This window comes from Blastocatellia bacterium (genome assembly GCA_035275065.1).
Classification (GTDB): domain Bacteria; phylum Acidobacteriota; class Blastocatellia; order UBA7656; family UBA7656; genus DATENM01.
In genome coordinates this window covers 13322-39698 of sequence record DATENM010000005.1, presented here as the reverse complement: position 1 = coordinate 39698, position 26377 = coordinate 13322, and the positions used below count along the sequence as shown (strand labels likewise).

The 26377-nt window shown below is 54.3% G+C and carries 17 protein-coding genes; 11 read left to right on the top strand and 6 right to left on the bottom strand.

The genetic code is table 11. The annotated features are described in order from the left end of the window. A partial coding sequence (locus tag VJ464_01865) for a hypothetical protein (protein HKQ03850.1) occupies positions 1-227 on the top strand: 227 nt, incomplete at its 5' end. 890 nt (positions 228-1117) lie between these two features. On the opposite strand, the gene VJ464_01860 is transcribed toward VJ464_01865, so the two are convergent. Then, positions 1118-6919, bottom strand: coding sequence for a hypothetical protein (locus tag VJ464_01860; protein ID HKQ03849.1), 5802 nt, complete (start codon positions 6917-6919; stop codon positions 1118-1120). Between the two features lie 4 nt (positions 6920-6923). Further along, positions 6924-7397 (bottom strand): hypothetical protein, encoded by a 474-nt coding sequence (locus tag VJ464_01855; protein ID HKQ03848.1) that lies wholly within the window; start codon positions 7395-7397, stop codon positions 6924-6926. Between the two features lie 557 nt (positions 7398-7954). Between VJ464_01855 and VJ464_01850 the strand changes: the two genes are divergently transcribed. Continuing rightward, entirely contained in the window at positions 7955-8362 is a 408-nt protein-coding gene (locus tag VJ464_01850) for a site-specific integrase (protein HKQ03847.1), read from the top strand. A gap of 378 nt (positions 8363-8740) precedes the next feature. Here VJ464_01850 and VJ464_01845 read toward each other — a convergent pair whose 3' ends face one another. Genes VJ464_01845 through VJ464_01835 form a run of 3 tightly spaced genes read right to left on the bottom strand, consistent with a single transcriptional unit; the run spans position 8741 to position 12796 of the window. Further along, positions 8741-9880 (bottom strand): hypothetical protein, encoded by a 1140-nt coding sequence (locus tag VJ464_01845; GenBank protein ID HKQ03846.1) that lies wholly within the window; start codon positions 9878-9880, stop codon positions 8741-8743. Next, a complete protein-coding gene (locus tag VJ464_01840; GenBank protein HKQ03845.1) occupies positions 9843-11096 on the bottom strand; it encodes a hypothetical protein in 1254 nt (417 codons plus the stop codon). The genes VJ464_01845 and VJ464_01840 overlap by 38 nt, the downstream gene beginning before the upstream one ends. 8 nt (positions 11097-11104) lie before the next feature. Then, positions 11105-12796: a hypothetical protein gene (locus tag VJ464_01835; protein HKQ03844.1), complete on the bottom strand. Its 1692-nt coding sequence runs from the start codon at positions 12794-12796 to the stop codon at positions 11105-11107. A gap of 364 nt (positions 12797-13160) precedes the next feature. Between VJ464_01835 and VJ464_01830 the strand changes: the two genes are divergently transcribed. The 3 genes from VJ464_01830 (at position 13161) to VJ464_01820 (ending at position 18931) form a co-directional block, all read left to right on the top strand. Beyond that, positions 13161-13928 (top strand): iron-containing redox enzyme family protein, encoded by a 768-nt coding sequence (locus VJ464_01830; protein ID HKQ03843.1) that lies wholly within the window; start codon positions 13161-13163, stop codon positions 13926-13928. 157 nt (positions 13929-14085) lie between these two features. After that, positions 14086-15414 carry an ABC transporter substrate-binding protein gene (locus VJ464_01825; protein ID HKQ03842.1) on the top strand — a complete coding sequence of 443 codons (1329 nt, stop codon included), beginning with the start codon at positions 14086-14088 and terminating at the stop codon, positions 15412-15414. A 184-nt stretch (positions 15415-15598) separates the two neighbouring features. Then, a complete protein-coding gene (locus tag VJ464_01820; protein HKQ03841.1) occupies positions 15599-18931 on the top strand; it encodes an SUMF1/EgtB/PvdO family nonheme iron enzyme in 3333 nt (1110 codons plus the stop codon). Between the two features lie 165 nt (positions 18932-19096). On the opposite strand, the gene VJ464_01815 is transcribed toward VJ464_01820, so the two are convergent. Beyond that, positions 19097-19255, bottom strand: coding sequence for a hypothetical protein (locus tag VJ464_01815; protein HKQ03840.1), 159 nt, complete (start codon positions 19253-19255; stop codon positions 19097-19099). On the opposite strand from VJ464_01815, the gene VJ464_01810 reads away from it, so the two are divergent. The 6 genes from VJ464_01810 to VJ464_01785 all read left to right on the top strand — a co-directional run bounded on the left by VJ464_01810 (position 19248) and on the right by VJ464_01785 (position 26319). Continuing rightward, positions 19248-20231, top strand: coding sequence for a hypothetical protein (locus VJ464_01810; GenBank protein ID HKQ03839.1), 984 nt, complete (start codon positions 19248-19250; stop codon positions 20229-20231). The two genes, VJ464_01815 and VJ464_01810, sit on opposite strands and share 8 nt — an antisense overlap. Next, positions 20228-21481, top strand: coding sequence for an ATP-grasp domain-containing protein (locus tag VJ464_01805; protein ID HKQ03838.1), 1254 nt, complete (start codon positions 20228-20230; stop codon positions 21479-21481). The genes VJ464_01810 and VJ464_01805 overlap by 4 nt, the downstream gene beginning before the upstream one ends. A gap of 1037 nt (positions 21482-22518) precedes the next feature. Further along, on the top strand, positions 22519-24066 hold the full coding sequence (locus VJ464_01800) for a hypothetical protein (protein HKQ03837.1): 1548 nt from the start codon (positions 22519-22521) through the stop codon (positions 24064-24066). A 304-nt stretch (positions 24067-24370) separates the two neighbouring features. Then, the gene (locus tag VJ464_01795) at positions 24371-24721 is read left to right on the top strand and encodes a DUF3276 family protein (protein ID HKQ03836.1); all 351 of its coding nucleotides are present in this window, start codon (positions 24371-24373) and stop codon (positions 24719-24721) included. A 196-nt stretch (positions 24722-24917) separates the two neighbouring features. Then, on the top strand, positions 24918-25676 hold the full coding sequence (locus VJ464_01790; protein HKQ03835.1) for a ZIP family zinc transporter: 759 nt from the start codon (positions 24918-24920) through the stop codon (positions 25674-25676). Positions 25677-25872: 196 nt separating this feature from the next. After that, complete coding sequence (locus VJ464_01785) at positions 25873-26319, top strand: antibiotic biosynthesis monooxygenase (protein ID HKQ03834.1); 447 nt, start codon at positions 25873-25875, stop codon at positions 26317-26319. Positions 26320-26377 lie beyond the last annotated feature (58 nt).

Here is a 26377-nt window from a genome sequence, read left to right as displayed (position 1 = left end):
CAGATGTTCTTGCTCGGAGCAAGACAGGTCAATTATTGTCGAACCAGGCACAGGGCGTACTCCTTGATAGATCGCGTGTTTGGCAACAAACGAAATATCAAAGAGCAACGACCTGTGCCAACCTCATGCAGTCTGGTTTAGAGGGGCTTCCAGGCGTCTTAGAAGGTCCGCGCTGCACAGGCTGCCGGGAACCAGACTGCTTTAATTTGCTGAGTTTTTCTTTCTAAAGCCACCTATAAAAATATCTTTAAGCCCCTCTTTGAAGATTGGCACTATGAGTATAATGAAGCCTGGAAAGCCGAGCGAAAAAATAAGGCGCAATGAATAACCATTCGTTACTACATTTGCTTTGCCTGCACATTCTTCAAAGCTCTGGGATTGGCTAACTAATTCTCGCTATTTAAGCAAACATCAAATAGTCAAATAGGAGGCATGCGGTGCTATGGCGGCGGGTCAACTTTGGGAGTCAATCAGCGAGCGGTGCCGAAATAGTCGAGCGGCGGCTGACGGTAGTGATGACGCTGAAGCGGCGGGGTGAGAGTGTGCATAAGTATCTGGTAGAAGCGTGTCGGGCCCGACAAGAAGGGCAAGCAGCGCCCTCATTTCTGCCGGTACAAACAAGGCACCAATCGCTAACCATAATTCGATAATGAGGTTGAAGCCCGTACAGGCGGCTGAGACAGAGAAGTTCTTCAGAGAAGTACAACCCTAAACATTGTAATTGCGACTGAACGGTTACCGCGGCGCATCTGTGCCATGCTTTTGTGCTCCTTGAAGTTAGATAATTGTCAAATTCTCGTTTATATCGCTATCGTCGAAATGTGTGAGGCATCGAGCGCAGCCCGTCATGGTTTACGACCACAAAGGTGAAGCCTTGGCCGGCAGGAAAATCTATCTTGCTGCGATCTACGATAATCTCTTCGCCAGGATTATCGCCGCTCCGGTTAGGGGCTATGACGATTTACACAAACGCTCGCACACCCTCGCCCAAGTTACTCGTTGACTATTCATAGGAACGACATGCACCGGAGCGCGCAGCAAATCTCTCGTCATTTCTTCAATGCCGCTTGGGGGCCCGGTGATGTATTAGAGGCTTATGCTCTCACATACGTAATTTTCAAGGCCACCATCGCTCAACATCATGGATTGAATTGAGTGTCAGGGCTACGGCTTCTGTTCCGCCTAGTTTCCAAATTATCGGAGTAAGTGTACTGATGTCACCGAGTAAACTGCTTCGGATTCGCTGTGTCGCCAGATGTAAGCTTTCCTGCCAGAGAACGTGAAGATCATTATGAGGCAGGTTTAACAAATATGGCACCAGTACAGCCATTGTCTTTATCCGCCATTCAGGAAAATTAATTGCTCTTGCTACTTTAAATAACTCTACGGGAGAATAATCCATCTCCACCAGTTCCTGAATTCGTTTATAAAGATCCTCTACTCTATTTATATCATCTACTCCTTCCTTGATCATGAATAGCACCTCATTCAACACGTCATACTTGTATGGGTCTTCCAACTGAGAAGCTAATTTCATTAATATATCTGCTCTGTCTTCATACCAATAAACCTTTCTAGCCTTGGCTAGCGCCTCTGCGATGTAGCCGAGTTTCGCTAACCGGAGCAGTAAGCCTCCTAGAGCGTGCGATTGCCAGAGCTCCTCCTCTATCAACTCTGTGGCTTCTAACGCAGCTCGCAATAGATTCTCTGCTAAGTAAGGTGCTAATCCTCTCAAGGCATTGGCGCGGTTAGTCTCACCCTTAATGCGTAGGGCTATTGATAAAGCCTCATCTAACTCTGATTCAGGTAAATGTTGTGCTAACTTTGTTAATAACTCAGCCTTCTGATATTCATCTTCTATATGCTCGGCCATAGCCAGGGCTTCTCTGACCATACTCTCGGAGAGTTGTCCGAAACATCTGTCTCTGAAGTTCGAATGGTCTGCCCGCGTTGCGAGCGTGTCTAAGGTCTTTGTTGAGGGGGCAGGTTTGCTCGAATGCCGGTTCAACTCTGCGGTCACCAGGGCCTCCCACGCCTTATTTTTCATTCTCTGTGCCAAAGCCAGAGTTTCATTAACTAATTCTTCCGGCAAACTGGAGACCAGAGCCATCAGGGCGTTAGCTTGGTCATATTCGCCCTCAATCGAGCCGGCTATATGCAATGCCTCACTCTTCAGCGAATCTGGCAAGCGAGCGGCTAGCTCAACTACCATTTTGGCTTTTTGATAGGGATTTCTTTCCGCTCGAACAACTTCAAGGGCCTCAGCTAAAAGCTCGTGCCTCTGGGGCTCCGGCAGAAATAGCGATAGGTGGACTAATGCCTTGATATGCTTGTCATCAGGCTTTGTAGCCTGAACTGCTAATAAGGCTTTTTCCGGATAACCCAACTCGATAAGCCTGTTAGTAAGCTTGACAAGCGTCTCCCCTCGATAGAAATCGTTCACCACTTCTTGCGCCACGGCGATCGCCTCATCTATGACTCCCGGCCGTTCGGACTCCGGTAGTTTGTCCACCAGATTGGTGAGCGCATTTACCCTAGGGCTATAAAGGAACATGTCTGCCGGAAGCGCACGTGCATATTCAAGGGCCTCTTGTAATAGGCGTGCTCGCTCCGGCTCTGTTGAAAGCAAAGCGAAACCAGCCACTGCTTCCGATAGCCACTCTTCAGGCCCTATGCACCCCAGCTCATCTGCCAGCACTGTTTCCAACAATGCCGGTGGAAGATGAGGAATTACTGCCTCGAGCGCTTGGGTTCGCCAGTGTTCATGTTTAAGCTCCCGCACTTCCTCTAGTAGTCTGCTTTTTAGCTCGTCGGGCAGGCTGACGGCCATTTGGGCTAAGGCAGGAACTCGCCACTTTTCATAGTCTATCTTGCCAACCAGTCCGAGAGCCTCTTCGCCGTGACCTAATTTGGCTAGTCGGGGGACGAGCGCAGCGAGCGCCTTTGACCGCGCATAGTCCCATCTCAGATTACCAGTGCTGTCAATGGCTTCTCGTAAAATGGGCTCATTTAAGCTCGTCGCTAGCCTCGAGATATCCGGTAGTACGGGCTCGGAGTATCCCTGCTCAAGCTCTTCCCGGCTCTCTAACCTTATATGGAATTGTGAATGATAGTCGAATTCTATCCAAGCTTTGCTGAGAACCTCCCGCAGCATTTCGTCCTGGTGCGGCCCTCCAAGCCGTGACGCGATGAGCCCGAGCAGATCAGTCTTGGCAGTCATGTTCTTCTCTTCTCGTAGGAGCAGCCACAATTCAGTTAATAACCGTGCGGGTAACCCCTCCGCGATGTTGGCGAAAGAGTCTGATATAGTACGGCTTGAGGAATGGCTTTTCACTGCTTGTAAAACCTCCTGTACCACCTCACTCTTGGCCGGCTCCGACGACAGGAGTGCTAAACGCGCGAGCGCAACTATTGGCCAATGATAATCTGCCCAATGGCGACGCGTTGCGGCTTGCGCTGTTCTTTTTACCGCCTCTAAAGCTTGGCTTCTTTCAGCGTCCGACAAATAGGGAGCCATAGCGAGCAAGGCGTCCGTTCGCCATCGGGCATTTTTTATCTTCCTCACTTTGGGTAAGAATTCTTGAAGGAGGAGCGCGGGAGTAATTGGTGATAACACCTCTAAGCACCATGCCTGCACCTGTTCGTTCTTAAACGCCAGCGTCTCTTGAAGCGCTCGGCGTAGCACTATCTTCTTCTCTGCATCTGGCAGATAGACGGCTAGGGCCATCAAAACTTTCGCCCTGAATTGGCCAGGCAACGCCGCAGCAATACTCCACGCATCTTGTCTCGCCGCTTTGCTGTCGGCGTCAGTTAAGAATGGTAGTACAGCCGCCAGAACCATCGCTCGTACAAAGTTATTAGGGATGACCCGGGCCATCTCTATCGCTTCGGTGCAATGGCCGAGTGCTGCCAAACGCGCAAGCAATACGCTCTGTGCGCCTGCCCGATCCGCCTCGTCTTCTAAAGTCTGTAACGTCGGAAGCGATCTTTCCACCTGTGCGTCTGAAAGATATGGGGCAAGGCCGATCAGAGCCTCTCCCCTACAAGCTTGTACATCTTCTTCCAGAGCCAACGTCAACGCCTCATCCGAGAAGCCCAACTCCGCCAGTCGAACGAGCAGAGTGGCCAAGGCCAGGGCCCGCGCGTAATTCCACCTAATCTGACGAGCATCAGATATAGCGTCTTGTAAAGCCGGCAACTCAAGATGTGGGGCTGTGGCAGCTAATATGCTTGCCTTCATGAAGTCGCCATCGACAGTCCTGAGCCTAGTTAACGCTTCCTCAGCATGGCCGAGTTGAGCCAATTGGGGAATCAGGACCGCCAATGCCTCCAAGCGCCACAGTTTGTTTGTGGCATTCCCGGTGGCCGTCAATGCTTGACGAACAGCTTCCTCCTGCTCCGAATCCGGCAGATTTTGCGTCAGTACTGCCTGTATCACCGCCCCCTGATTTTCACCTCCCTTTTCCCGTAAAGTTTCCAGTTCAGACTTCAGAGATGCCTCAGATAGTGCGGGGCCTAATACCGTAAGCGCCCTTATCAACTGACTGACATATCCGAACATGGCTCTCGCTGCAGCTAGCTGCGCTTCGCCTAAGACTTGGCTCCGCAACGGCTCAAGAAGGTGGGATGATAAATTAATCAGCAGCTCTGCCTTATAGGCCTCACTATCATTTGCTCGGGCCGCCAACAGAGCTTGTCGAAGTATTTCACTTCTAAGTGGCTCCGATAGATGTGGTGCTAGATCAGCTAAAGCTTCCGCCTGAATAAATTCAGAATCCATTTCTAGCACAGCTTGTAGCGCCTCTGGTAATAGCTCTTCTCTCAACGTGTTCGGCAATTTGCAAACAAATTTCACAAACACCCAAGGGCCTACCGGATTCGCACGCACGATTTCAATCGCTTCTTTCAGCAAAGAATCTGGCAGTTCTTGAACGATATCAACCAACACGCGCCAGTATAACCCGCCTCCTTCTTTTGCTTCTGGGATCGAATGGAGTGCCTTGCGTAAAGCCTCATTCTTATATTCCTCATATTCCGACGGCATGTTACGCGCCAAATTAATAAACACCCTCACGCGCTCCGAAGGTCGGGTGAATTGCTGCGCGTAAGCAAACACCTTTGGTGGCTGCCACAAGCCTTTTGCAAGTAGGACAGAAAGCAGGGATGGAGGAATGCTGCTGGTTAGACTATTGAGTGAACTTAGAATTAAGGCATACCGACACTCTAATGCTATACGCATGCCTGTCACGTTCTCATGGCTGCTAGAATCTTCTTCTATCAATCGCCAAGTCCGAACTATGTCTAACAAATAACTGGTTAATTCATCGGCAGCATCTTTTGCCTGATACCACGTGTTTCGTCCCTGCTCATTCTCTAGGGCCAACAACCTGTGCAGATCAGCGACTCTCCCGGCAGCTTCTAAGTGAACAGGCAAGTAGCGCAGGCCATACCCTTCATCTAACAGTCGCCGCCCATCCTTCATCAAATCTGGCAGGCCGTTGGCAAGTCCTCCCCAGTAAGTGAGGTAGCGTTCTGCCAGGCGGTAATGCGCCCGTCGTGTTTCCGTTGCCAGTTCATCCAAAATGGACTCGTCAGCAGCCGTCAGATTACCCAAACTGTCTTCCAGCCTCTCTGTAGATGAATCAAGTATCTTGCGCTTGACCTGCCCTTGGAAGAACTCGCGCAAGGAGGCATGATAGAAGCGATAAGAGGTGTGCGCTCCTTGTCCAGAGATCGTCATAAATGGTCGCCAGTTCTCATTCAGCAACTTACGCAGCATCAGTTCCGGCATTTTTACCCCGGCCCATTCGGCGAGTAATGCGGCAGTGATTGCCACTTGCGATGCCGTCAGAGTAGCCAGCAATGGCAAGTAGGTTCTGTACCATTGCTCTTCATCCTTATCCCGCCACTTCTTCCAGTAGCGTGCGTAGTATTGCGCCATACCATCAGGCAGGGCATTTAGGTCCAGTGGCGACGCGTCACCATCTTCAATCTCAAACACGACAAAATGAAGATAGATCCAGAGACCATGACATTTTTCGAGCAAGGTCGTAATGAAGTGTTGCGGGGAATGACTGCTTTCTCGTAAAGCTCTTGAAACACCTGGCCAAGAGGTGGTCTTTTCCAAGAAACGTCGCATGTCGTCTTGGTTCTCTCGACTTTCGGCATGAAATCTGAAAACCTTGCGTTCTGTAGGAAGGTCAACTTGAAGTGTCACGGGCACGGGCCGCTGCGATACAATAAAGAAAACCCCTTCAGGCAGGGTACGCGGCAGGCCCATAACATTCTGATTGAGTGGTGTGTCTGACTCATCCAGAGCATCTACTACCAGGACTATTTTTTCACCCTCTCGCCGTTGGTCGGCGGCCTGACTTAGCAACCTCATGAGGTATTGAGGATGGGATGAGGCGGGAGGAAGTATGCCCTCACTCCCATCAGCGTTGAGACCGTAGGCCAGCTCGAGTTGAGCCGCTAAGTTTTTCAATCCCGCTTCTATTCCTTGCATGCCCGCCGCGAGTTCAACGAAATGATGGATGTACCTTCGCTCACGAGCCAGCCATGCCATGAATGTCGATTTACCTAAACCTGCTCCTGCTTCCAGGATGAAGTAGCCTTGGTCATGCTCACTCAGGAAGAGGTCTATCAGAATGAGGAGCCACTCCCGACCCTCAAAGCGGTCCAAGTCAACACGCCGAAAAACTGACTGAGGATCTATATAAGCGTCGCGCAGCCGCTCGTAACCTCCTATGAAGAACTGGCTGTGGTCACCTGTGGAGATAATATTGCCGATCACCTCCCGGCCCTGAATCACGCCTCTAATGCTGCTATGGTTACTAGCTACAATCTCCTGAACGGGATCGGGCCTGCCGTCATTTGTCGGTGGCTGATCGCTTGGCTCTCTGATACTGTCAGAACTCATAGGGTCATCTTTTCTTAATGGTCTGTCTGACGTCTGTAGCCACACTATGATCGGTGGACTTGACAATTTGCCTGCCACTGCCTTCAATCGATTGCTCGACTCTTTGAACCCAACTAGCCTTATCAGCCAGCACTTCCTGAACGGCCTCCGGACCACCAAGCAGCTTGAGTAACTCATCCCCCAGTGCCGGATTCTTTTGTAGGTAGGTACCTAGTGTTTTGGCAAGGGCAGTCTGATTAAACTCATCCTCTGGCGCTTCCGCCATCATCATCGCGGCACCTTGAACGGCAGGAGCGTCGCCGAAATATCCTTTCAATTTACTCCATATCCGTTTGGCCTTCTCCCAGGCGGCCTCGGTTCCCTTTTCGGTGAGTACTTCGGCAATTTTCTTACCACTTTCCTTACCTACTTCTAGTAAATAGGGGAGGAACGGCGCGAGTGTGCTCACTATCGCTGCGGCGATTTGTGTATAGTCCATAACTTTTTCGTTCTCCTTTTAGAGACCTGATTTTAATTCAATCGTCTCAAATGTGAGTCAGTAGTTATTCACGACATGAGACTATCCTTACAATATATATACTATCGTTATTGATAGTAGGTATGTGGTGCCCTTCTCATATGCCGGAATTGAGTTCTCGGCATGAGGTTAAACAGAAGGCTGAGTTAAACAACTGATGGAAGTCGGATCTTGAGATCAGCCTTTGAAACAATTCTACGGAGAAAATGATGGGCCTGTTCTTTCGATCTGTCAATTATTATGTTTATTGATAGATCCAGCTGCGGAGTTGCAAGATCAACATTCGTGCTGACCTGAGCGTCAAGCGCGGCACGGCAACACTAGTGATCGCCAATCTGGTGCCCTGCGTCATTACAGACCAGACCGCTGAGTCATAATAGGTCTTATGTGACTCTGGGATGTTCGGAATAGTTTGCCCATGAGTCCTTTTCTTGCTCACCTCAATAATTGAGAATCATTCATCTCCTCTCTCCAATTGTGTAACGCCACCGAATGATTTCTCTGCCCTGACCAGCAAGGTGAAAGGCGGCAGGTACATCGGCAAGGTGGCGGCTGAACTGCTGGTGCGAGAGGCGCTATTGGACTATCTCACAGCGGCTAAACGGCTGCACGTGCTGAAGACCGACGCGCCGCTCTGGACGCGGCATGATCGCGGTGGGAAGCCAGGGGAGGCGCTATCGTCACACTGCTACGTGCGAAACCTGAAGCGGTACGCGGCGGAGGCGAGAATTGAGAGGTTGCACTTGCATCAGACGCGGCACACGTTCGCGCGGATCGTGGCGGAGGAGACCGGCTCGATCACGGCGACGCAGGACGCATTGGATCACAAGAACCCTTCGACGACGCGGGGGTATGTGCAGCGGATCGCCATTAAGCGCGACCTCCATAGTAGTAGAATTCTACGTCGGGCGCGCCGTAGCTGCTGAAATCCTGATTCTCCATCGCTAGGCTGAAAGCCTCTGCCTCTTTGGCTCTTAACATCGCTGAAGCCCATCCGGCACCTGGCCGCTGCGCAGGATCGCATTGAGTTGCTGTTTGTGCCGGCCTACTGCCCGCAGGCGAACCCGATTGAACGGGTGTTCTGGGGAGTGCATGACAAATGTACGCGCATCACCGGCGGCAGCAGATCAACCAGTTGGTAGGCGATGTCGAGAAGCACTTTAGGTCAACGGCCCCTGGCTGTACAAGCTATCGGCGATTTATTACATGGCGGAAGTGACAGTCGCTGTGAAGGAACTTGAAAAACAACCATTACTCAAGGCTACTTGAGTGTGCCAAGCTCGTGCAGTCTGGCTTAGACCTGTTTATCTGTCACGACTGGCTGCTATGACCGCATACTCACGAATCTCCTCGGCTGTTTGAATCACTTGGAACCTGTCAGGACGGCGTACCTCGCCCCCCAGGCTTTCTATCGCCCTGGCCAAACCCTCGATATCGTACTTTCTGACAGCGTAAAGAAGTAACTTGGACTGCTTTTTTAACCTCAGCCCCTCGGCCGGCATTTTGAGGTTATGCCGAAGCGAGTAGTAAAACTCATGCACTTCTGAGCGGTTGTCATGGCTGCCTGTATAGTTACTGCGGACGCAGATCAAGGGCGTTTCACATTCCTGGCTTTCCTGGCTAATGCAAAATTCTGCATCCTTATCCTCGGTCGTCTGCCCTTCGGGGAATTCGGAAACCAGGAGGCCCATCTCCATGAGGTAGCGCAACGGCTCCATAAGGAATTCGATCCAAGCCGGGTCATACGTGTCCGCTGTTTCGCGGATAACCGAAACCCCGGCCATACAGACCAAGCAGCGGTCAGCGAAGAACTGCTGCACCCCTTGTATGAAGGAGACCTCCTGATCCGCCTCGCTTTCGTTACCCAACACATTCCCAAAACATGTAACCAACAAAGGCATGCCGTCAGGCAGAAAAGCGATGCCTCGCGACTCGAACTCTCGGCAGGCTTTCTGCAAAGGCGCTTCCAGGTCTTTTATATTGCCGAGCAGAATAGCCAGGTTTAACCGCCCTGCCTGGATCTCGTCGGCGAAAATATTTCGAAGCAGGTTCAGATGTACGAGCAGCAGCGGCGGGCTCATATCCATGGCGAAATAATCGACGCCGCCTGAAGGGGCTAAGTCATTCAGGACCCTCTTAATGATTTCGATCTCGCCCATCCCCTCGCCGACAGCCAACCCGACGATGCCGACCCGCTGCCGCACAGCCGATGCATATAAGAAATCATCCACCCCGAGCGAGTGGAAGGTCTCGGCTTCGTACTGCTTGCGGATTTTCGACTCGACGTTAGAAAAGGTCGCCCACCAGCAGGCAGAGTTCGGCGGCAGCGTATAATAGGCGAAGCTCGGCAGCTTGCAATCCCGCATCAGCGTCGAGGCAAATTCTCTGGGAGTCACCAACGGCGGATCAACCTTCACCAAGATGTGCTTGTTTGTCTCGCTCATTGACATCTGTCCCTGCCGTTTTAAATAGGAGGATAAGGTAGGTAAGGCCGATGCCGGCGATCAATACTCCCGTGGTAGCAGCCCCATTGCCGCTGACAACGATCTTGATCGCCGAAGCCATAGACAAGGCGATTAAGCCGAGGGTGACGGCTACTAAGCCGCTACGCCCGGCGAGTTTCGCCTCCTCACCGATCTGGTCGCCGAATACCAGGTAAACGATCTCGATAAGGAAAAAGACGACGATGAGCACAACAGTGATCAACAGCCGGTTGAGTGGTTGGTACAGAAGTAGTGCCGTCAAGCCGCCGGCAAGCACCAGCACCGCAACAAATGACAGCGGCCACGACCAAGCGTTTGCTTCACCGGCTCTCTTAAAGCCTCGCTCAAAAGACTCCTTCGAAGGCAGGCGGAGCCGGACCTGCTGACGCGCATAGAAAATGGACGCAAGGGCAGATCCCAGATAAGAGACCACCAGAGCGTACGTGGCAACTTCCTTTCGCCCGCTATCTTCCATCTGCGTCACAAATCCCCAAAATACAGCTTCAATACAGGCGTAGAAAGTGCAGAGTGCAGCCGTCAGCCTGGCGTAGCGCCACCAGTCGAAGCGGATCGACTTGGACTCCTCTTCAGTAGGCTCCGGGCTGCCAGCAGCGTTTCGCCGGGCGTTGACAGCAATCAGGTCAAAGCCCCCGGCGATCAGTTGGAGAATCAAGTTCGCGCTGAGCAACTGGATTGATACCTCCATCGAAACAGGTTCGGGGGTGAAGTATCGCTCTACAATGAGCCCGAGAATCCAGCCCAGATAGAAGAACAACTCGACCCATGGTAGCTGGCTCTTGAGGCCCGCGCTGATATCTGAGCGGAGCCCGCGGGCCGTAATAAAAAAGCAGAAGTGCATGCATAACAGGCCGAAGATCCAGTTCTCCCCAAGCCACTTGGTCCCGTGGCTGTACTGAAGCTCGTAGATCAGTGCCCAGACCACACAAGCCGTCGCCAGCGAAAAGATGGTGATGCCACGTTTCTTCAGCCATTGAGGGGAGAGCGATAAGATCAACAACGCTAGGATCGAGCCATAAATGTAAACAAAAATCGCATCGCCGGGCTTCAGCATCCGGGCGTCTTTTAACGAATTGAGTGCCGTGCCGAAGAGGACGCCGCCGCCACAAGCCGCCAGCAGGTTCGCCGAACAAAGAAGCGCCAGTCGAATCCGATTCATGGGTCTCCTCATGTGCCTTCTACGAAAGCTGATATGAGAACGTATTCACGCCTCTCCTTGCCCACCTCTATGACCGCATAGTCTTTCTCCGCCACCAATTCGTGGCTCGTCTTCTTGCCCCCAGATGCCACGTTGAATCCCTGGTTGGAAAGCGCCCGGATCAGTGAGTCGGGGTCAAAGCGCGTGACGACGAAGAGGAGAATGTCTCGTTCATTATCACCGGAATTCCCATTCTTATAGGGGGAAGGCGTCTGTTCGCTCGGGCCACCGTTGAGCCGCAAATCGCCTCTGATGGTGTAATAGAAGCGATGAATCTCCGCCCTGACGTCGAAGTTGAGATAGTTATCCTTGCTGAATCTTTGCCAGAAGCAGTCCACCTTTCGCCCTGACTTCGAGATGTTTTTGGGATCGAAAACCTTTCGGGCATCTTCGTGCTCCGAGCTTATGCGTTGCAGGTTGATGAGCAGATGTCTCGGCGTTGTCGACAGGAAGTCGTACCAATCGTCGTCGTATGTCTCTGCCTTCTCCTGATAGTCCTTGATGTCGGCTGTCTCGTCGCTCTTCCAGCCCCAAATGGAAACCCCGGTTAAAATAGACAAGGGGCGGTTCGGAAGCATATCGCGCAGCCGCGTGAAGAAAGGCACGGCCTCGTTCGGCTCCGTCTGATTGCCCAGAACGTTCCCGAAACAGGTGACTAGCAAAGGCACCCCCGACGGTAGAAAATCGATCTGCCTCGCGGCGAACTCAGATCGCGCTTCGGCGATGATTTCATCGAGAGACTTCATATTACGGGAAGCTTTATCCAGAGTAACCGACTTCCCTAAAGCATTACCGAGCGTTGCCGAGACCACCAGGCGGCCTGACCTCAGATCGTTTTCCAGGATGTCTCGCAAAGTGTCGAAGTGCGCCAGCAGCATGACAGGGCTCATGTCAATTGCTAGGTAATGAACCCTGCCCTCGGGCCCGATGTCCTTGAGAATACGTCGTAACAGCTCTATCTCTCCGAGCCCTTCGCCGACTGCAAGGCCGATGATGCCGAGCGTTTTCGGCTCCCCGTCTTGCTTCAGCAACAGATCGCGGAGTCCGAGCTCCTCCCAAGCCGACGCTTCCCATTGCCGCCTTTGTTCGCTTTCGCTGCGGGATGCATGTAACCACCACCCGGCCCCGCGTGGCAAGCAGTAGAGAGCATACATCGGAAGGAGATTCCCGACTAGTGCTTGCGCGATATCGTCGGGGCGGGCAATCGGCGGATCAACCTTCAGAATGTGATTCTGAAGGTTGTCGTCTGCCTCTCGCGTCTGATTAGCGTCGGCAGATCGCGCCTCTCGCAGGGATTTTTCTCCGTTACCATTCGTCTTCTTCACTAAACGGAGGAGGGAAGTCAGTCCCGCTTTGTCGATCCTCAGTTCGTACGCGCTCTCCTGAAGTGCCCGCGAATTCTTCAAATTTGAGACCGCCGTCCGGATACTGTTCTTTTGAACGGGGCGGGTAACCTTGTGTTTGTTGATGGTCTCCACGATCCAGTCATACGTGCAGCCTTCATTTTCATGGCCAGATTGCTCATAATCTAATAGAGCCAATACTAACAGAGCCTTTAATCCCTGTTCGCTATCCGGCAAAAGTTCCTTGAGAACGTTTGCTCGGTCGTCACGCCAATGATCGAAAGCTTTCTGATTCCACTGAACAAGATTCTGTGCCATTGCTAGTCCTCTTTTCTGTGTTAGCCCAACTAATCCTACCCAATGCATATTGTACATATACTGTGCAATTTATGCAACGGTATTTTTACTCAGACCCGTCTTGGTACTCGTTTTATCCAGTTGATAAGATTTTTGTTTCTGTTATCAATATACAGCTACATACACTGTGCAAAATATCTATTTCATTTTCAATAAATTAAAAGGAAAAATATTTTTCTCGAAACAAATGAAACAAATTTAGTTGATTTTTGTTATATACTTAGTGTAATGTACAGTGGACGCGTTGGTTAGGTTTTACGGATTCTGGAAGGTGCGAGACGGATCATACAAGTGAATCAAGTTACATTGGTTCAGTGCAAATCAAATGGCGAAAAGTGAGGTCGAGAAAATGAGAAAAGCAACTACCCAGCAAGAGTATCGGCAGGTTTTGAGTCGTGTAGAGGTGAGCACGTGCGCGGAGTTACTAGCCGAACGTGCTCGCATCCCAGAGATCTTTTCGCCGATGGAACAATATCGGCATAAGCGAACCAAGCAAAAAGCTGCCGTGGTTGGGGGGTTGTGGCACCTCTTTTCAGCTTCTATGCCGGGGTTCCTCTGCACGGCAGCCGGGCTTTTGGATAATAACCAGCAGCGGTTCTCCTTAGTGCAGATCATTTGGGAGGAGTTGGGCAGCGGCCACCCTAACGACATACATGCGCAAATGTTCAGACGGGTCGTGGTTGCCGCCGGGGTCAGCGAGGAAGAGATAGATTCAATACAAGAGCAATTTGGCGACGGGCTGCCGCTTGCTAGCCTGAGTCTATCGCTCCATTCCTGCCGCGAAGCCGCCAGAGTCTTAGGGCTGTGCGCGGGCTTAGAGGCTCCGGCGAAAGAGAACATCGAGCTACTGTTCGACTCCCTGTCATACGCGCCGGGTAGGGAAAGCCGCCTGGCCGACGAGCAGTTTTTTAAGCTGCACCGAGTTATCGAAGGAGAGCACATCTGCCTTGGGACCTCTAACTACATGAGATTTTGTACTGAACCAGAGGACCAGAAGGCATTCCTTTCCGGATTCGATGCCGGCGTGGATTTCTTTAGGGCGTTCTGGCGATACACGTCTGAAGTGATAGAGAGAGTTGATCGGGACGGTTAAGCCGGCGCTTCTCAACCTAACTCATAACCGCCATGGCAGAAGGTGAGAAGGAAGCGCTTTAGTCTTCGCCTCTCGCCCTGGGACAGTACTGCGCAGGCATTTCTGTAATCGTCTGGCTGACCTATGTAAGGCTGGCGGATAAGCGAGGTAGTTCAAAATGGCTAAATATGCTGAGGTAAAAAAGGCTTTGATAGACGCCTGTTGGCCGCGCCGCATCTCCCGCAGTAGTGAGTCGGCTGACTCCATAAGGTTTCCACGGTTCAATTTTGCCAATTCATTTCTGCTCTATCTAGCCATTCTGGCGTTGGTGGCGTTGCTTGAGCATCTTTTCGGAATACTGCCGTCGCCGCCGCCCCAGGTAGATATTACGAACGTCTTGCGAGTCTCCGTTGCATTGCGGCTCGACGACAAGGAGAACCAGTCTGTCCACTCGCTCAACTCTGGGATCGAGGTTGCCCGGATCCTTTTTCTCAGGCGAAACCCTGGGATTAATATCGATCTAGACCGTTTGGCCTACGACAACGTTGAGAATCTCCGCGCCATGGCGCGCCGAATCATTGACTCGGGAACGCCAGCCGTCATCGGCGGCGAATGGAGCAGTGAGGCGTTGGAGCTAGGGAGCATATTAAAGGAGTCCAGCGTTGTATTCGTTACGCCAACGGCCTCTAACCCCAAGGTCACAGAGGACCGACCATATATTTTCCGCATCTGCTTGCCCGATGATGTGGTGGCCTCCCGTCTAGCCTTTTACACGCTCGACAAGCTCAAGCCGAAAACGCTAGCGGTCGTACACGACACGGCGTCGCCGTACAGTGATTACCTGAGCCAGAAGTATGTTGACACCGTAATGGGGCAACTCAACCGGCGACGCGCCAACGAGAGGCCGGTGGTGATACAGGAAAAATTCAATCCGGCAACGGCGCCGGAAAGTCGCTCCATGAATTACGAGGCGGTGGACTTTCGCCCTATGATCGAGAAGTTCAAGCGGCAGAACGTGACGCATGTGACGCTGCTGAGTTATTCGAGCGACCTCATCCCCTTTCTCAAGCAGGCCAACGAGGCCGACTTCCACCCCGTGTATATAGGCGGCGACGGGTGGGGGGCGCCCTCAAGATTATACAAGACGGCTGCGGATCAGGGGGTTGACCTGACGCACTTTCAAGCCTACAGACATTTTTATTGGGACGAGAGCAAAAATACCACGCTCGCGCAGGAATTTGGCTCCGAGTTTGAAAAGCTATACAAGGTGCCGCCTGAGGGGCTGGACGCCATCGGCTTTGACGCCGCCTGGGTTTTGTTCACGGCGATGAGCAAAGCGGACTACCCGCGGAGCGGGGATAAGATAAGGCGCGAGATGCTTCAACTCGAATCCATGAGCTTGCTGACGTATGACCACTTCCAGTTTGAGCAGAACAACGGTCTGGGCAACATGCCTATCTTTAAGCTCACCGGTAGCGGCAGCACACTCGTCGACAGCATCCGTTAAGGCGAGAAGGCAGGCCCGCGGGCCTGCCTTCAACTCGCGGATGAAGAAGTTTACAGGCGCTTGTGAGGGATCACGATAGCGGTCGTCTAAAGGATATTCACGCGATCTCGTATGGACCAACCTTTTCTGGCTGCGCCAGCCGCGTGTCCAGGCAGGGCGGACTGAAAAGGACTGAGGTGAAGAAATGTATCCGACGAACAACAACAAGATGACTACCGTCTTTATCTCCTCTACTTCCCAAGACCTGTCCCTACACAGACAGGTGGCGCGTGATGTCGTCCTGGCATGTAGGTGGCACCCCATCATGATGGAATACATGGGGACCCGCCCCAAGTCGACCGTGGAGGAGTGCTGCAAGGCGGTAGCGCAATGTGACGTGTTCATCTTACTGGTCGCCTTCCGCAGGGGCTGGGTGCCAGCCGCAGGTGCTGGCGGGGGGGATGGGCTGCGTTCAATTACGGCAATCGAGCTGGAAGTGGCGGAACGAACCGGAAAGCCAATCCTGGTTTTCCTCGCCGACAAGAAGTCCTGGCCTATCGATTCATGCGAGACCGACGACGGCGCTCTTAGCTGGATTATGGATTTCCGCAACGGTCTTTCCAGAATGGCGAGCTTCTTCCCCCATGAGAACGCTGACCCGCGGAGTGAGAACCCGCTCCCCGGCTTTAGCTCCAAAGTCAGGGAAGCCTGCCTGAACTTACGCGAACGCCTGATGGCACAAGGCGACTCGCCGAGCGTGAATTTTGCTCCGTCCCCAGTAATGAGACAGGAGCAGCCCGCGCCCGAGAAAGAGGCGAGATATTCAGAGGCGGCAAATGGCATCCCGCTGCACGCTCCTCCTTCTTTCGGCACGCTCCCGGCGCGGCCCTATCCCATATTGGAGCCATATTCCCATCCCTCCACCTTCGCGGGGCGGAACCGCGAATTGGCTGAAGTCATGCGACTGATTTCGCTTTCAAAGCTCCTTCTCTGCGTCCATGCTCCTTCCGGCACGGGGAAGAGCTCCTTCTTACAAGCGGGCCTGCGACCGATGCTATGGGATAAGGGCTACGCCGTGGCCTTTGACCGGATGCCTGACGAATTGGGTGTGGCCAGGCGTCTTCTGGCCGACTTGATTGACAGTCCGGCGATTGACCGCGTGAAGGACACCGACTACCTCGAATTTTTCGACTATCTGGATAAGGTAAAAAAGCGTATTGGCCGCCCCCCCATTCTAATCCTGGACCAGTTTGAAGACACATTGCGCCGGCAGGAGGGACGAGCGCTCAAGGTCTTGGGGCCGCTTCTGGCGGCGACGGCCCGCCGCCTCCCCGGCAACGAAGGCTTTGTGTGCCAGTGGATCCTTGTCTACCGCCAGGAGTACCACGGGGCGGTCGTCGAATGGCTAAGGAATGTGTTACGCGAGGTCAAACTAGATGCCTCGCACAATGGCGGGCCTGCCACTGAAATTATGGAACAACTGCCATGCGACCTGTTTCGGCAAGACAGATTTCATGAGTGGCCGCTCCCTTTTCTTGGAGACCCGGGCTTCAGTAATGCCCCTCTTGAGGCGGCGCGAAAGGAATTTTTAGCCGTCATCACGAAGCCCATAGATAATGAGCCGGCGAGGGAATACTACAACCTTCGATTCGCCCCGGGGAATGCGGAAAAGCTAGCCGCCGCCTTTGCCATCGAGCGGATTCAATCACCACGCGCGCCGCTCGCCCCTCAGTTGCAAGTGATTCTTGCCCACCTTCTGGAGTCGAGGCTGGCTGCCGATGACCCGACGATCTACGTCCCCGACGACCCGCAGGTACTGATCCAAAATGCCCTGTCGAAGTATCTGCGCCGGAAACTGGATGAGGCGTTTGTCGGGCAGCCTGACGACCGCCGCCGCCGCCTGCGCACGCAGGCGCTGTTCGTCCTGCGGCAACTGGCCGACGCCAAGGGGCAGCGCGGGCAGGGCATACCTTCTGCGGAGCTGCGGAGTTCTCTCGGCCCCGACGGCTCGTTCATCATGCGACGCCTAGAATCGCCTAACATCCGTCTGGTTCTACAGGACGATATCGCCGGCATCGGGCGGTACATCTTGCCACATGACGAGATTGCCAAGATCGTTCAGGGAATATTCAAAGACCCCAAGGAGCAAGCCTACTATGACATAGACGACCGCCTGGTCGAGTTGCGAAGGATCATCTCGCGCCGCGCGGAATTGTCCCGCGCCGGCGACATGGGCGCGTTAGAACTGGACGACGCGCTCCTGCGGCGGATCAAAGAAGCGGAGAGCGCGCTCCTATGGGATGAAAACGCAAGGCAGTGGTGGGAGAACGTCTTGGCAAATCATGAGAAGAAGAATCGCGAACAAGCCAGGCGGCGGACCACAGAACGGATGGTACTAACCTCCCTGGCCCTTGCTACCATCACGATCATCTCGCTGATCGCCGTCTTCTCTGATAAAGGCTTAAAGCAGATCCGCTATGAAGGAAACGTCCGGCAAGGTCCAATGTCCGAGGCCGCCCTTGCCGTGTATACGTTGAGCACCAAGTTCAGGCTGCCCGGCTCCGACCTGTGGGAACTCGTTAAGGACCGCCGCGACCTCAAGGAATTACTGGCGAGCGGATTACCTGCCGGCAAAAAAGCCCTAACGGACGCCGGCGAGAAGGCCGACGACGAGTTCATTCCGGAGATGATCGAGAAGGCCTATTTTAGCGGGGAGCAGGAGACGAGCCTCATCGGGGCCATGCTTTTTACCCTCGACAACTTTGCGCCTGACCAGAAGGATTGCCTGAAGGTGCGAGCCCGCATCATCGCCGACTTGAGGCACAAGCATGCGCCGCCTCCGTATGTGGATGCGGACTGGGACTTGATCTCGCCTCCTGAAGGCAAGGACGAGATAAGCTTTGATATGGGCTGCAACCCGGACGCGGAACTCAATGGGGAGTGCCGTGAGGGCGAACTCCTTCACCGCGTGCGCCTCTCGCCTTACCGCCTTCTCCGGCATGAAGTCACGGTCGAGGAATACCGCCAGTTTGATCCGGCGCACCAGCAAAAGATCAACGACCCGAAGACTCCGGTGACGGACGTGGATTGGTACCAGGCTTACGCCTACGCGGCCTGGCAGGGTGCCAGTCTGCCCACGGAAGCCCAGTTCGAGTGCGCAGCCCGCGCCGGAACCTCAAGCTCCTGGCCAACGGGAAACGTTCCCGCCGAGCTGAAGAATGTCGCCGTTTATGACATCGATTCTCGGACGGGCACGGTCGCCCAGGTCATGAGCAGGCAGCCGAACAGTTGGGGGTTATACGACATGCAGGGCAACGTCGAAGAGTGGTGCTTAGATTGGTGGGGCGCTTACCCCAGAGAGGAGCTAAAGGACCCCCAGGGCCCGAAGGAGGGCAAGGTGCGGGTAGCACGCGGGGGGGATTATTCGCGTAGGGATGCCTCCTCTCTGCGGTCAGCAGCCCGCAGTTCTCACACGCCCGAAGATCAGCTCCATTACCTGGGCTTTAGGGTGGCTCTTTCGACGGTCCCTGTGCCATAGCCGCTTGAGGCCCCGTGTCGCATGGGGCCTTGTAACTTTTCCAGGAACGCCAGTCAGCATCGGAGGTAATCGCGTTATGCATAACCGCAAAGAGTTCGTCAAAGTTCTCGTCGCCGCCTTCGTCTCGCAAAGCGGCAGCCATTTCCTGACCATAGCCCTGGCCGGCTATACACTCTTCATCTCAAACTCAATCGTGAAGGCTTCGCTCATCTTCGTCATGTCGTACCTCCCGTCGGTCTTCGTGAGCGCACGGCTGGGGTACTGGATAGACCAGAACTTGTCGCGCTGGCTGCTCGTGCGCAATGACGCCATATCAATGCTCATCAGCCTGCTGTGCGGGGCTTGCATCTGGTATCAGTTGCCGTGGGCGGCGCTGGGCGCGCTGGTGTCAATCCGGTCGCTGCTACTGGTCATTTCCAAATCGGCCAACAGCAGGTGGGTCAAGTTGATAACGCCGCCGCCGCTACAGTCTTTGCGGATCAAGCTTGTATTCCTGAGCTTCTTCCTGTCAACGGCGGTCGCCGGCATTCTAGCGGGGCAGGCTCTGGCTCACTTCACAATTCTTTGGGCTGTCTTCTTTGACGTCGTCACCTACTTGGTCAGCATGGGAATTGTGTTGACGCTGCGCCCGCTGGAGGTTGACCCAGAGCCGTCGCTGTCAGCGGGGTCGCCAAGCATCTTCCAATCGCTCGAAGAAATCCTCTCCTCATCGACGATATCCCAGTACTTTCTCTCGGTCTGCTTATCGCAGGCAATCTTTCAAGGGGCCTATTCTGTGCTGATCTCTTACTTCCCCATCAAGAGGTTCCAGATCGGTATAGGGGGGCTGGGGCCGTTTCAACTGTCGGCCTCACTGGGCATCATCGCAGGCTTTCTCATCATCTGGCTACTGCCGAATCTGTTGACCGGCGGCGAGAGCCGATGGCCATCCAGGCTTGTTGCCGCCATTGGCGTCGGCGCAGCTAGTCTCATCGTGTCCGCCTCTGCCACGGGGTACTTCACCGTATTGGCGTTGTTTTTTGTTCTGCACTTCGCCTATGAGTGCATCTGGCTGTCTAGCAGCGCCGAGTTCTTTCACTTGAGCCCGGAAAGCGTCGTCGGGCGCTACCAGTTTACATTAACTTCGGTCGCCTCCTGTTTAATGGCAGCCACCACGCTGGCCTACGCGGTGACAATCGAGATGTTCGGCCTGGCCCTCGGAGTCGGGGTCGTCTTGTTCGTGGGCTTGCTCTTGTGGGCGGCCATTTTAACTTTGCGAATAAAGCAGGTCCAATTGTCGGTGAAAGGAGAAAAACTGTGAAAAATTCCATCCTCTTTCTGGAGCCAAAAGGGACGATGCTTGAAGTCATTCGCGCGGCGAAAGGCCGCGAGTTTACGGTCTTCGCGCTCGTCTCCGACTACTCACTGCTCGACGCCTTGCCATCACCTTATGCGTCGGCACGTCAGTGCATCGACGAACTGCTAGTGGTCAAGGATTGGAATGACCTGCCGACGATTCTGAGCGTGGCCCAGGCCCTGCACGCGTCCTGTCCCGTGAAAGGCGTTTTCTTCGGGCTGGACCTGTGCGCCGTCGCGGGCGCCGCGTTGCGAGAGTACTTCGACCTGCCGACGCCGACGCCGGGCACCATGGAATTGATCGTCGACAAGCATAAACTGCGTACCAAATTGTACAAGGCGGGGCTCTCCAAATTGAGGAGCGTCCCCGGCGTCGAGGCGGATCGCTGGACCGAGTGGAAGATCGGCCGCCCCGCCTACTTCAAGCCCGTACACGGGGCGTTTAGCTTGTACGTCACGCGCTGCGGGTCGCTGGCCGATCTTCAGCGGGCAAAAACCGCATGGCTGGATGGGATGGGCTCGATGCCCAAATTCTTATCCGATTTCATCTACGCGAAGGCTGAGTATCATCTTGAGGAGGAGTTCGAGGGGGAACTGATGTCTGTAGAAGGCATCAGCACGAGGGGGGAATATCTTTGCCTGGGCCTCACGTCGAGAATCATGTACTCAAAAAACCCGGCGGTGGAGATGGGCTCCTGTTTCCCTTACCCGCATCCGCTAGCGGATGCAATCATTGACTTCACTCGCGCCATGCATGCCGGGCTAGGCTTCACCGACGGCCCCAGTCATGTGGAGATCATGGTGAATGCTGCGGGTGAGATGGAAGTGATTGACTTTAACCCTCGGTTCATCGGGGCGGATGTCTTGCAGAGCATCAATTTTGCTTACGGCTTAAAGGTGGAAGAACTTCTCCTGGATTGGTGTGTCGGACATAAGCCGGTCTTGGTGCCGCGCGAAGCGAACTACTCTTGCATCCAGTACGTCCTCCCGCCCCATGAGCTTTTGCTTGAATCCCTGGACTTCCCTCAGATGCCGGAGGTTAAGTTTTCCACCAGCTTTGTCAAGCCAGGCATGCAGGTGTCGGGCGCTGACCGGCAGATTGACTACCTGGGCTGCTACCTGACGGTTATGCCGACCTACGAATCCGCGATGGCCAGATCGAAAGAACTTCGTCACCTCGTCACGATCAACACGACGATACAAGGTGCGTTTTAGCGGAAGGAAAACGTCAGCGTTTGGGGAAGACCTCACCGGGAGCTAGAGGCTGCCCGCAACACCCGGCGTGACGGGTGGTCACGCCTACAGTGCAGAAGCCCGATCTGCCGCCGGTTGTTAAGCCGGGCAGCCTTTGTCGCGGGAATAAGCGACCACCGTAGCTTTGTGTTGGCGATCCTCTTCCTTTAGAACTGGAGTCAGAATCAGAGATGTCCGTGGGCTCAATGCACTTTGGATTAGTGAGATCATTTCAACCATGACTCTGCGTCAGATTGGATTAGGTATTTTTAAATACCTAACAAGAATAGAGATTTACTTCGGACATATGAGGGAGTATATTTAGTCAAGTCAGCTCCGACAGGGATGGCACTACTCGACATCCCGCAGCCTGTAATCGAGCAAGGGATCTCGCTTAGAGTTAAAGGAGGAACGACTCATCTCAGCGATACGTTTCCCATACGAGTAAAACTCTGCTTTACTGAGCGGGCGACGAGCCTAGTCCCAAAGCGCCGCATAACAAGGCGTTGCAGCGGAGGCCGCGAAGCGCATTTCTTATCGTTCTCTGAGTGTCGTTCGCGGCCCCGCTGAGCGCGGGCGTTATGCCGCGCAATCGCAGCCGTGCGCATGCCGATTTCGTGGGCTTCGCAGGGGTTGAGTAGGGGATGGAGTCGCGGCCCACAAACCGCCCATGCGCGGCAGTCGAATGGCCAACGGCTAAGCGACGAGGGAGGGTCATTCTGCGGCGGTGTCATGGGGGTTGATGCCCGTGTCGCATTTGGAGATAGAGCAAAGCGGCGAATGCGGAGCGATGGCGAGTAGAGGGGGAATGGCCTGGGCGGGATGTAGGCTAGGGCCCGCATTGCAGGCGCAGGCATAACAAGGACATGCACCGGAGCCGCCGAAGCGCATTCACGTAACTCTTTGTGAGGCCGCTCGGCGGCCCGGTAATGTCCGGCGTTAGGCGACCTCAAGTAAAGTAGGGCCAATTGGAGTTGCCAACCTTAACGACCATCTAAACACCAAAAGAGGACAAATCAATGACCACACTTAACCAGATCAACATCGTCAACAACTCAGGCCTTGATCCGAGCAAATATACCGTCTGGGTTGCGGGCTTCATGGCGGACGCCACAGACGGCTCCCAATTTCAGATCCTGCAAGCAGATGGCAGTTTCGCCGCCGCTGCGTCCGCGATCAACGCACCCTTCGTCAATGTCAACAGCGGCCTGACGATCCAGGTGCCGAACGTGACAAACTCCGGCAACAACCGCCTCGTGTTCACCGTCACGCCGAGTGGCATCACGCCGACGGCTTATCCGCTAAACGGATACACGGCGTATCCGTTTCCCGGAGTCCCCGGCGTGGCACCGGCTGGGCCATACGACATCTTCGAATTCGGCCCGAATGCCCAGTACGACGTCTCGGCGGTCGATTCCTTTGGGATCAATCTGTCCTTCACCGTCGCCGGAGACACTTTGACCTACGGTGTCATGCCGTCTGTGACGCGGAAGCAGATCGGGGCCGCCTTCACGGCATTCATGAATGCCGACCCCTATGGCACCGCTTTTTCGCAGCTCCTCTTCACCAGTCCAGTGGGCACCGGATACCCGCAACTGATCGAGGGCCAGTTCTCGGCGATTGTGTCACCAAAGGATTGGCTGGCCATTTACCCTTCCGCCACCGGCTTGGAAGGCTACTGGCAGGAGACCGTCGATGCCTTCTTTGCCTCGGGCAACCAGATCAGCTTCTACCTGAACGGGGCGACCGTTGGCACCTACTCCGGATCCAGTGACGGCACGCAGTACACGCTGAGCGGTCCCAATGGAATGACAGTTGTAATACCGAAGTCGGATTTCGCCGGCAATCAGCCGTTCATTCAGGCGGTGCGAGGGCCGAACCAGGAAACCAGGCCCCAAGGCATTGCCACCCTGGAGGGGGGCGTTGTCCTCAGCGTCCAAGTGATCTTCCCCGGCAGCGGCTACATCGCACCTCCGGTCGTCACCATTGAGCCGCCGGGCAATGGCGGCATGACGGCAACCGCCGTTGCCACGATTGAAAACGGCGCGGTCACAGGCGTTACCATGACGAACAGTGGCAGTGAGTATGATTTTTCGCCTCAAGTCTCCTTTTCGGGAGAATCACCCTTGGTGTATGCCGCGTTCGGGCAGATTGAGGCGGCGATTTTCGAAGCCTTCTCCCGAGGCGTAGTTCTCGATGGCGTCGCGCCAGCAGGCCAGACGATCTCGGCCACCTATTCCTCGGATGCATGGAGTAACACCGCAAACTGGTATTCAAACCACAACAACGCGTACAACAACCAGCCCTCGGTCTACGACGCGTATGCCAAATTCTTCCATAGGTCCACCGTGAACGGCACGGTCGGCAGCCCGACCATCTTCGGAATGAATTCGAGCAGGAAGTTCGCGATGGCCTACGGCTTCAGCCTCGACGAAGACCCGAACGTCGGCTCGACGAGTCAGAACATCCCACCGGGCACCTGGCCTTCCAGCCTGAATGTTCCGGCGAAAACCAGCTACAACGTCGGAAGCCAAACAGTGGCGCTTACGGTAGGGCCGTGGAGTTAGGGTTGATTACACATACACCATCTCGAAAAAAGCCGGGCAGGTTGAGCAACGGTTTTGTCGTTGCCCGACATACTACGCAAAGTCGGCCTAAGATTGCGATGCAGCCGAGCGCGCGAAGCTCACTTCTCGTGGTTACTCCATTGCCTTTCGCGCGCCAGCTGATCGCAGGCGTTAGACGCCTGGAGTAGCATGCCCTCCGCTGCGGAAAGGCATCCACAGCTTTATCAATGACTCGATCTACCTATCCCTATAAAGTAAACTACCTGAAGTCCAGGTGATTGACTATTCTGGTTTGGAGGCAGCCATGAGGGAAATCTTTTCAGAAAAAGTGGTGGCGAATAGAAGGACATACTATTTCGACGTGAAGGAGACCAGGGAGGGGGCAAAGTATCTGGTCATCGGTGAGCTGACGCAAGTCGGCAGCGAACTGGAGCGGCACCGGGTGATGGTATTCGAGGAGAGCTTGGAATCGTTTATGGATGGGCTGGATAAGGCTGTAGAGTTCATCCTGGCTGCTGGCAGGGTAGATGAGCCTCCAGCGACGCAGAGAGGTGACGTCGAAGAAGCGGAAGAGGCCAATGAGGAAACAGAGGAGATAAAGAGACTGAAGAGGATCGAGAGGAAGGTCGACGAGATCAGGGGGCATTTCAAATGAGCAGACGGCGCGGCGTCTAACAACGACATTCGCCGGAGTGCGCGAAGCAGAATTCGCAAGAATTCTCGCAATGCCGCGCCCGCGCCCGGTGATGTCGAGCGTTGGACGTCTTCCCTTCAAGTTGCCTGATTTAATTGAATGCCCCACGATCGTAGAAGGGCGCTAGGTGGAATTTGGGTGAGTTGAGTATCATCATATGGCTCCCGTATTAGTAGAGGCAGGATTCTGGGGCTTGGTAGCTGGATCAGCACTCCTGATCGGGGCAACGGCAGGTTATTTTCTTCGGGTTCCGCAGCGCCTAATCGCCGCAATAATGGCATTCGGCAGCGGGGTCCTTATCTCAGCCCTTTCCTTTGACTTAATGGAGGAAGCCTATAAGCGCGGGGGCTTTGACTCAACGGCTATCGGCTTTATGACCGGCGCAGCCGTCTACACCGCCGCGAACTGGTACTTATCTCAGAGGGGTGCTAAACACAGGAAGCGGTCGGGCACTCAGCAGCCATCAGAGTCGGAAGACAGCGGTAGTGGATTGGCTATAGCCATAGGCGCTTTGCTAGACGGTATCCCCGAATCAATTGTCATCGGGGTTAGCATGATCAAAGGCGGCGCAGTAAGTTCGGTCGCCGTGGCGGCCATTTTCCTATCGAATATACCTGAGGGGCTATCGAGTTCAGCAGGGATGAAAAAGGCCGGGCGCTCCGCGGGCTATGTCTTTGGCATATGGGGGGCAATTACAATTATCTCCGCCGCCGCTGCGCTTTCGGGGTACGCCGTCTTCAGTCACTTTTCAGAAGAAGTAATCGCAGCGACAACTGCCGTAGCTGCCGGTGCGATATTGGCAATGCTTTCGGACACGATGATTCCAGAAGCGTTTGAAGAGGCTCACGATTTCGCGGGGCTAATAACGGTGCTGGGATTCTTGATCGCTTTTATATTGACTAAGATGAGCGAATGACGGCTCACACCGGCGTCTAACAACCCCATGCACCGGAGCGCGGGCAGCGGAGTCGGCAGTGTGTAGCGGTCTGTGTAAATGGCCGTGCGTTAATCAAGTGGCATCCTCCCCTCGAACATGATCGCGAATCGGTTCATGGCTAGTGCCCAATCCCTTATGAGTGCAAAGAATGAACGATGAGTGGTAGACTATCACCATGCCATTGATTTCCGTTACGCGCCTTCGCGTACGTTCCCTCTTTTATCTTCCACAATTTGGTTGGCAGGCGTTGGCCACGGCACGACAGGCAGAACGTGCGCCCGGCTTCATGTGCGGTAGGCTAGTGCGCGAGGCGCGCAACACGTTCTGGACGGTGACCGCGTGGAAGGATGCCGCGGCAATGAAAGCCTATCGAGACAGCGGCGCGCATCGGAAGGTGATGCCGAGGTTACTGAAGTGGTGTGATGAGGCGAGCACCGTCCATTGGGAGCAGGGGGGTGCAGCGTTGCCGACGTGGGCGGAGGCGCATCGGCGGATGGAGGCAGAAGGGCGGCCATCAAAGGTCAGTAACCCTTCGGAGGCACATCAGACGAGGCAGATAGCCGAGCCGCGACTGACAGGCAGAGAGGGAAAGGAATTGAAGACGTCAAGGCAGAGGTCGTAAGGAAGCAAGCGCAATAAACGAAGCAGCGCCTAACAAGGACATGCACCGGGTCCGCCGC